Raw genomic sequence first — 8,980 nt, 5'->3', positions numbered from 1 at the left:
AGGTGATAAGAACATGATGATAACAGATGTAAGAATCAGAAAATTACCAGAAGACAGCAAATTAAAGGCTGTTGCTTCTGTAACTTTTGACAATCAAATTGTAATTCATGATATCAAAATTATTGAGGGGGTAGAATCTTTATTCATAGCTATGCCTTCAAGAAAGCTTCCTAATGGAGAGTTTAAAGATATTGCGCATCCTATAAATGCTGAAACAAGAAAAGAACTTGAAGAGGCTATTTTCAAAGAATATGATTTAGCATCAAATGATAGCTTTGAAAAATAGCTGAATAAAGTAGAGCTGAAAAGCTCTATTTTTTATATAACTAATAGTAAAATAAATATATAAGTATATTAGATATACAGTTAAATGAAAGTTAATATTATAAAAAGGAGAGGTAATATGAGTTTGGATATGTTAAGAAAACTGATGAATGAAAATAATATCGATGCATATTTAGTTTTGACATCGGATCCACATAATAGTGAATATTTAGCAGATTATTATAAGGAAAGACAACATTTAACTAATTTTAGTGGTTCTCAAGGAACTGTAGTAGTAACAAAAAATGAAGCATTATTATGGGCTGATGGAAGATATTTTGAGCAAGCTGAACGTCAAATACAAGGAACTGGATTTGAACTTATGAAAATAGGTGTTGATGGAGTTCCTACTGTTAATGAATTTTTAAGAGATAATGGTTGTGAAAGAATTGGATATAATGCTTTATATATGCCAATTTCACAATACGAAACATTAAAATCTGAAGTCAATGCTGAATTAGTAGATATTGATTTATATAGGCAAATTTGGACAGATAGAGAATTTAGAGAAACAAAATCTTTTTCTCACAGTGAGTGGAGTGATAGAACTTCAAAGGAAAAATTATCCATTGTAAGAGATAATCTTAAGGGGAAAAATGCTACTGCTACATTGGTGACTAGTTTAGAAGGAGTTGCTTGGATATCTAATACAAGAGGTGCAGACATTGAAAATGTACCGGTAACTTTTGCATATGCTTTAGTAACTTTAAATAAAGCTAAACTATTTATAGATACTAAAAAAATAGAATCTTTTATTGATGAACTAAAAGAAAGTTTTGAAATCTATGAATATGAAGATGTTTTTGAAATTTTATCAAATGTAGAAAATGAAAAATTTATTTTGAGCCCGCAGACAAATACAAAATTATATAAACTTATAGAGGGGAAAAACAATGTAATTGAAAAAGATGACATTGTAGGTTATTTGAAAAGCATTAAGAGTAAAGGTGAACTCGAGAATATAAGAGAATCTCACATAAGAGATGGTGTATATGTAACCAAATTTATGCATTGGCTTAAAAATTCAGATTTAAGTAATGAAACCGAGTGGACTTGTGCTAATAAAATCGACGGATTAAGAGCGACAGATGATAGATACTTAGATTTAAGTTTTGGTACTATATCCGCTTATGGAGCTAATGCAAGTATGATGCATTATTCTGCTAGTGAAGAGAGTGCAGCTAAGATAGAAAAAAGAGGATTTTTATTAGTTGATTCAGGTGGACAGTATTTAGATGGAACAACAGATATTACAAGAACTTTTGCAGTTGGAGAGTTAACAGAGGAAGAAAAAAGACATTTCACATATGTTTTAAAATCTCATCTACAACTTATGAACACTATTTTCCCTGCCAAGACTAAGTCTTTAGCACTAGATGCAATTGCTAGAAAAGAAGTTTGGGCGATAAATGAAGATTATAGATGTGGAACAGGACACGGGGTAGGATATGTTTTAGGCGTTCACGAAAGTCCGCCACAATTCAATCCGAATGCTGAAAAAAAATTAGAACCAGGAATGATAATTTCAAATGAGCCGGGAATATATAAGGATGGTAAACACGGAATTAGAATAGAAAATATATTAGAAGTTGTTGAACATGAATACAATGAGTATGGCCAATATTTAAAATTTAAAACTATTTCCTATGCTCCTATAGATTTAGATGCTGTAAATTCTAATTTATTAACAGATGAAGAAAAAGTGTGTTTAAATAATTATCATAAGGAAGTATATGAGAAATTAAATAAATTTATGACTGAAGAAGAAAAAGAATGGTTAAAGAAATATACTAGAGAAATATAAAGGTGATATATTGGACGATATAGAAGGAAGACTAAAAAAACTCCCAGATTTACCAGGTGTATATATAATGAAAAATGCTCAAGACGAAATTATATACGTTGGAAAAGCTAAAAATTTAAAAAGAGGGTAAGTCAGTACTTTGGCAGTTATGGAAGAAACCATGCTAAAGTAAAAGCTATGGTTTCACATATTGCAGACTTTGAATATATAATAGTCGAAAATGAAATTGAATCTTTAATTTTGGAAAGTAACTTAATTAAAGACAATCTTCCTAAATATAATATATTGCTAAGAGATGATAAACAGTACCCTTATATAAAAATAACTAATGAGAAATACCCGAGAGTTTTAAAAACTAGAAAAATACTAAAAGACCATGCTAAGTATTTCGGGCCGTATCCGGCAATTACTGCTGTGAATGATACAATAGATTTAATAAATAGAACATATCCATTGAGAACGTGTAGTTTAAATTTAAAAAAAGATATTGGTAAATACAGACCTTGTTTAAATTATTTTATAGGAAAATGCCTTGCTCCGTGTAAAGGCGACGTAGACGAATCAAAATACAATGACATGGTTAACGAAATATTTAATTTTTTAGAAGGGAAAGATGAAAAGATGCTTCTATCATTAAAAGAGAAAATGATGGAAGCATCAAGTAAACTTGAATTTGAAAAAGCTGCACTGTATAGAGATGATATTCAATCACTTGAAATTTTAAAAGAAAAACAAATTATTTCAAACACAAATATCTCAGAAAACCAAGATATTATAGGATTGGCAAGAGGAATTGATGAAGTTTTAATTCAAGTATTTTTTGTTAGAGAGGGAAAAATAATAGGACGAGAGCATTATTTTATGAAAGACTATTTTGAAAATAAGAATAGTGAAATAATGAGTGCGTTTATTAAACAATTTTATGCAGGAGTTAGTTTTATTCCTAAAGAATTGATTGTGGAATCAGAACCAGAAGATAAAAAAGTACTCGAAGAATTTCTTTCTGTAAAAAGAGGATATCATGTGGATATAGTAATCCCACAAAGAGGGAATAAATTAAAGTTAGTAAAACTTGTAAAACAAAATGCTTTAGAAATGATTAACAAATATGCTGACAAATATAAGAGAAAAATAGAAGACAACATGAGAACTTTAGAAGAGGTAAGGACTTTGTTAAGCTTAGATAGAATTCCTCATAGAGTTGAAGCTTACGATATATCTAACACATATGGGATAGAATCTGTTGGATCTATGGTTGTGTTTGAAGAAGGAGTTGCTAAAAAGAGTGATTATAGAAAATTTAAAATTCGCACCGTTGAAGGGCCTAATGATTATGCTTCTATGAAAGAAGTTCTATATAGAAGATTTGTTAGAGGTATTGAGGAAAAAAATACAAATAAAAAGTCTTCCTTTTCAAAATTTCCAGATTTAATAATGATGGACGGCGGCAAAGGACAAGTTAATATAGCTTTGAAAGTTTTACAAGAATTGAATATTAAAATTCCTGTTTGTGGATTGGTAAAAGATGATTTTCATACAACTAGAGGAATTATATATGAGAATAAGGAATTTTCTTTAAAAATAAATAGCAACATATATAGAATGGTATATAAAATTCAAGAAGAAGCTCATAGATTTGCAATAAACTATCATCGTTCATTACGAGAAAAAGATATTTTTATATCAGAGTTGGACAATATAAAAAATATAGGGAAAACTAGAAAACAAAATTTAATGAAACATTTTAAATCTATTAAAAAAATAAAGGAAGCTACAATTGAAGACTTAGAAATAGTTGAAAGTATGAATAGAAGTGCTGCAGAAAGTATCTATGAACACTTCCATGGAGGGATAAATGGATAAAATAGCATTAAACAAAGTAATTAATGATTTAAATTTAAAAATTTTATATAAATCTAATAATTTTAATCAAATATATTTAGAAACTTTGGACATAAATAGACCAGGACTGCAATTAAATGGACATTTTGATTCTTTTGATGATAAAAGAGTGCAAATAATTGGAGAGCAAGAATGGTATTTCTTAAATGAAATGAGCTCCGAAGAGAGATATGAAGCTGTTAAAAAACTTTTTTCATGTAAAATTCCAGCCATAATATTTATGAGAGATAGATGGATTCATGATGAAATAATTGAACTTGCAAAAGAAATGGATATTACATTATTAAGAACTGAGGAAACTTTTTCTAAATTTTCTATTAAATTCCAAAATTATATGGAAATAGAGTTAGCTCCCACTATAAGAATGCATGGAGTATTACTTGATGTTTATGGAGTAGGTGTTCTTATAAAAGGCAATAGCGGTGTGGGGAAAAGCGAAACTGCACTTGATTTAATATCCAAGGGTTCTAAATTAATTTCAGATGATTCAGTAATCATAAAAAGAATAGATGATAGATTGATAGGAAAATCTCCAATAATAACTAAACATTTCATGGAAATTAGAGGAGTTGGAATAATAGATGTTGAAAAGATTTTTGGAATAGGTTTTGTAATGGATTCTAAAGAGGTTGAGATGGTTATAAATTTAGAACCTTGGGACCATGAAGTTGAATATGATAGGTTGGGAATAGACAATGAATATGAAACTATTTTGGATAAAAAGGTAGTTAAATTTGATATTCCAGTTAAACCTGGAAGAAATTCAGCATTAATCATAGAAATTGCGACAAAGAATTTTAAACAAAAAGAGCAAGGCTATAATCCTGCAGAAGAGTTAAATAAAAGGATATTAGGGCATAAATTAGATTAATTCCACAATTTGGAAATGGTTCTGAACAAGTAAAATACACATTTTTGACGTTTATTATACTCAAACTCATTGCAATTATAAATTATTAGATTTATAATGACTATTAGAGAAAAAAATTTTAAAACTAACTAGGGGGTTAAAATGGCTAAACATTTTAAAACGATGGATGGTAATGAAGCAGCAGCGCATGTCGCATATGCGTTTTCAGAGGTGGCATGTATATTTCCGATAACACCTTCTTCACCTATGGCTGAACACGTAGACGCATGGGCGGCGCAAGGAAGAAAAAATATATTTGGACAAGAGGTTCTTGTTAAAGAACTTCAATCTGAAGCTGGAGCAGCTGGAGCAGTACATGGTGCTCTTCAAGCAGGTTCTTTAACTTCTACTTATACAGCATCACAAGGTCTTTTACTTATGGTACCAAATATGTATAAAATTGCAGGTGAATTACTTCCAGGAGTATTCCACGTAGCAGCACGTGCACTAGCATCACATGCACTTTCTATTTTTGGTGACCATCAAGATGTAATGGCTTCTCGTGCTACAGGATTTGCTATGTTAGCATCAGGCTCTGTGCAAGAAGCTATGGATATGGCAGCAGTGGCTCATTTAGCAGCTATAAAAGGAAGAGTTCCTTTTACTCATTTCTTTGACGGATTTAGAACATCACATGAAGTTCAAAAAATTGAAGTTTTGGATTATGATGATTTAGCTAAATTAGTTGACAAAGAAGCTGTTAGAGAATTTAAGGCAAGGGCTTTACATCCTGCTTCACCAAAAGTAAGAGGTACGGCTCAGAACCCAGATATTTATTTCCAAGAAGTTGAAGCATCAAACAACTTCTACACAGATGTAATTGGAATTACTGAAGATTATATAAATAAAATTTCTGATTTAACAGGCAGAAAATATGGATTATTTAACTATTACGGAGATGAAAATGCTGAAAAAGTAATAGTAGCAATGGGTTCCGTAACAGAAACTATAGAAGAAGTTGTAGATTATCTAACTGATAAAGGCGAAAAAGTTGGTTTGTTAAAAGTACATTTATACAGACCTTTCTCAAAAGAACATTTCTTAGCAACTATGCCTAAAACAGTTAAGAAGATTGCTGTTTTAGATAGAACTAAAGAAAAAGGAGCTACTGGTGAACCATTATTCTTAGATGTTAGAGACATTTATTATGGACAAGAAAATGCACCTAAGATTGTTGGTGGTAGATATGGTCTAGGTTCAAAGGATACAAATCCTTCACAAATGTTGGCTGTATACAAACATTTAGACGCTGAAAGTCCAAGACATAACTTCACTGTTGGTATAGAAGACGATGTTACTAACCTTTCTCTACCAATTGAAGAAAAAATCACAACTGAGCCAAAGGGAACAATTAGATGTAAATTCTGGGGATTTGGTTCTGATGGTACAGTAGGTGCAAACAAGAGTGCTATAAAGATAATCGGAGATAATACAGATATGTATGCTCAAGGTTATTTTGACTATGACTCTAAAAAATCAGGTGGGGTAACTATGTCTCACTTAAGATTTGGTAAAGAAAAAATCACATCAACTTATCTATTAGCTGAATCTGATTTCATCTCTTGCTCAAAACAATCATATGTACACCAATATGACCTTTTGAGAGGACTTAGAAAAGGTGGAACATTCTTACTTAACACAGTTTGGGATGAAGAAACTCTTGCTAATGAATTACCAGGAGCTATGAAAAAATATATAGCTGAAAATGAAATAGAGTTTTATACAATAAATGCTACTAAGATAGCTGCGGAAATTGGTCTTGGGGGAAGAACTAACATGGTAATGCAATCTGCATTCTTTAAACTATCAAAAGTACTTCCAATAGAACAAGCTACAGAACTTCTTAAGAAGGCAATTGTAAAAGATTATGGTTCTAAGGGCGATGAAATAGTTGCTATGAACTATAAAGCAGTAGACCAAGGGATAGATGCTCTACAAAAAATTGAAGTGCCAGAAGAATGGAAATCAGCTGATGATGTAGCAGATTATAGCATCAAAGGCGCTTCAGAATTTGTAAATAACATTCTAGTCCCTGTAAATCGTCAAGAAGGTAATGACTTACCAGTTTCTACATTTGTAGGAATGGAAGATGGATCTTTCCCTAATGGTACTTCTAAGTATGAAAAGAGAGGAATCGCTGTTAATATACCTGATTGGAAAATTGAAAACTGTATACAATGTAACCAATGTTCATTAGTTTGTCCTCATGCTGCAATAAGACCATTTTTATTAAACGAATCAGAAAAAGAAGGCGCTCCAAGCACTTTTGAAACTGTAAAAGGTAAAGGTAAAGGCGCAGATAGCTATGAATATAGAATTCAAGTTTCATCACTTGACTGTACTGGTTGTGGAAACTGTGCTCAAGTTTGTCCAGCTCCAACAAAAGCTTTGGTAATGACACCATTCGAAGATGTTTATGCTGACCAAGCTATAAATTGGGAATATGCTTCAAATCAAGTTAAATCTAAACAAGCTGATTTCGAACCAAACAATGTTAAAAATTCTCAATTCTTCCAACCACATCTTGAATTCTCAGGAGCTTGTGCAGGTTGTGGAGAAACTCCATATATCAAATTAGTTACTCAATTATTTGGAGATAGAATGAGCATTGCTAATGCAACAGGATGTACTTCAATTTGGGGTGGTTCAGCTCCATCAATGCCATATTGTACAAATGATGACGGACATGGTCCATCTTGGGCAAATTCTTTATTCGAAGATAATGCTGAGTATGGATACGGTATGGCAATCAGCCAAACTGTTACAAGAGACAGAATCAAGATATTAATGGAAAAATTTATTGAATTAAACGTTGATTCTGAAACTAATGCTGTATTTAATGAATGGATAACAAATATGGCTGACTATAAGACTTCAAAAGCAGCAGCTGCTAATGTTCTTTTAGCTCTTGAAAAGAAATATGATAATGAAGAGGCTAATGAAATATTAGTTGAATTAAAGAGCCTTGAAAACTTCTTAATTAAGAAATCTCAATGGATAATAGGTGGAGATGGATGGGCATATGACATTGGATTCGGTGGGCTTGACCACGTTCTTGCATCAGGAGAAAATATAAATGTAATTGTAGTAGATACTGAAATCTATTCTAACACTGGTGGACAAGCTTCTAAGGCTACTCCAACAGGTGCTACTGCTCAATTCGCTGCAGCTGGTAAGGTTACAAGAAAGAAAGATTTAGGGTTAATGGCTGCAACTTACGGATATGTTTATGTAACTCAAATAGCTCTAGGTGCTGATAAGAATCATGCTCTAAAAGCTATTAAAGAAGCTGAAGCATATGATGGTCCATCACTAATAATATGCTATGCTCCATGTATATCTCACGGAATCAAGAAGGGTATGGGATGTTCTATAGAAGAAGAAAAACTTGCAGTTGAAGCAGGTTATTGGCATCTATACAGATATAATCCAGACCTTAAGAAAGAAGGAAAAAATCCATTTATTTTAGATTCTAAAGAACCAAAAGGCTCATACAGAGAGTTCTTACAAGGAGAAGTTAGATATACTTCATTAGCTCGTCAATTCCCTGAACGTGCTGAACAATTATTTGAAATTGCAGAAGAAAATGCTAAAGAAAGATATAACAATTATCTAAATATGCAAAAATCTGAAACAATTTTGGGAAAATCTTCTGGAGAACAAAAATAAATAATAAAATAAAAAGGGATTGTTGCAAAAATCCTAAAATAAAAGGCTCTATAATATCTGTTAGAGATTTACTCCCCAACAGATATTATAGAGCCTTATTTACATATTTAAGTTTTTGGTTTATTATTTACTTGTAAGTAAGAGGATAGGGCTATGCTGGGGAGCAACCTGAGCGTCTACTTGTGATATACAGATGTTGAGGAAGTGAAAGCTTCCTCTTTTTTTACATCTGGTATCCAAATGCGATAAACCTAAAAATATCTATTGACATTTAATAGCTGGTCTTTTAGATAGTATAATTTCAGATAGAGAAAAGAGTTTTCAAAACATCTACAGATTAGTAAAGAACTATATTTGGTCGTAATTTTATT

At 31.5% G+C, this 8,980-nt stretch carries 4 protein-coding genes and 1 pseudogene; all 5 read left to right on the top strand.

The features are described 5' to 3' along the window. Positions 1-13 precede the first annotated feature (13 nt). The 5 genes and pseudogenes from spoVG to nifJ all read left to right on the top strand — a co-directional run bounded on the left by spoVG (position 14) and on the right by nifJ (position 8,609). Complete coding sequence (spoVG, locus tag HMPREF9129_RS06610) at positions 14-286, top strand: septation regulator SpoVG (RefSeq protein WP_004821755.1); 273 nt, start codon at positions 14-16, stop codon at positions 284-286. A 117-nt stretch (positions 287-403) separates the two neighbouring features. After that, positions 404-2,128: an aminopeptidase P family protein gene (locus tag HMPREF9129_RS06605; protein ID WP_040552711.1), complete on the top strand. Its 1,725-nt coding sequence runs from the start codon at positions 404-406 to the stop codon at positions 2,126-2,128. A 10-nt stretch (positions 2,129-2,138) separates the two neighbouring features. Beyond that, positions 2,139-3,991: pseudogene (uvrC, locus tag HMPREF9129_RS06600) on the top strand (excinuclease ABC subunit UvrC). Further along, complete coding sequence (gene hprK / locus HMPREF9129_RS06595; protein ID WP_004821746.1) at positions 3,984-4,901, top strand: HPr(Ser) kinase/phosphatase; 918 nt, start codon at positions 3,984-3,986, stop codon at positions 4,899-4,901. The pseudogene uvrC and the gene hprK overlap by 8 nt, the downstream one beginning before the upstream one ends. A gap of 141 nt (positions 4,902-5,042) precedes the next feature. Then, positions 5,043-8,609 (top strand): pyruvate:ferredoxin (flavodoxin) oxidoreductase, encoded by a 3,567-nt coding sequence (gene nifJ / locus HMPREF9129_RS06590; protein WP_004821744.1) that lies wholly within the window; start codon positions 5,043-5,045, stop codon positions 8,607-8,609. Positions 8,610-8,980 lie beyond the last annotated feature (371 nt).

It is taken from the genome of Peptoniphilus indolicus ATCC 29427, assembly GCF_000227315.1.
Classification (GTDB): domain Bacteria; phylum Bacillota; class Clostridia; order Tissierellales; family Peptoniphilaceae; genus Peptoniphilus; species Peptoniphilus indolicus.
This window is presented reverse-complemented; position numbering and strand designations above follow the sequence as displayed.

Coding starts and splice junctions, on each gene's coding strand:
- hprK (WP_004821746.1), top strand. CDS start 3,984: ATGGATAAAATAGCATTAAACAAAGTAATTAATGATTTAAATTTAAAA.
- nifJ (WP_004821744.1), top strand. CDS start 5,043: ATGGCTAAACATTTTAAAACGATGGATGGTAATGAAGCAGCAGCGCAT.
- HMPREF9129_RS06605 (WP_040552711.1), top strand. CDS start 404: ATGAGTTTGGATATGTTAAGAAAACTGATGAATGAAAATAATATCGAT.
- spoVG (WP_004821755.1), top strand. CDS start 14: ATGATGATAACAGATGTAAGAATCAGAAAATTACCAGAAGACAGCAAA.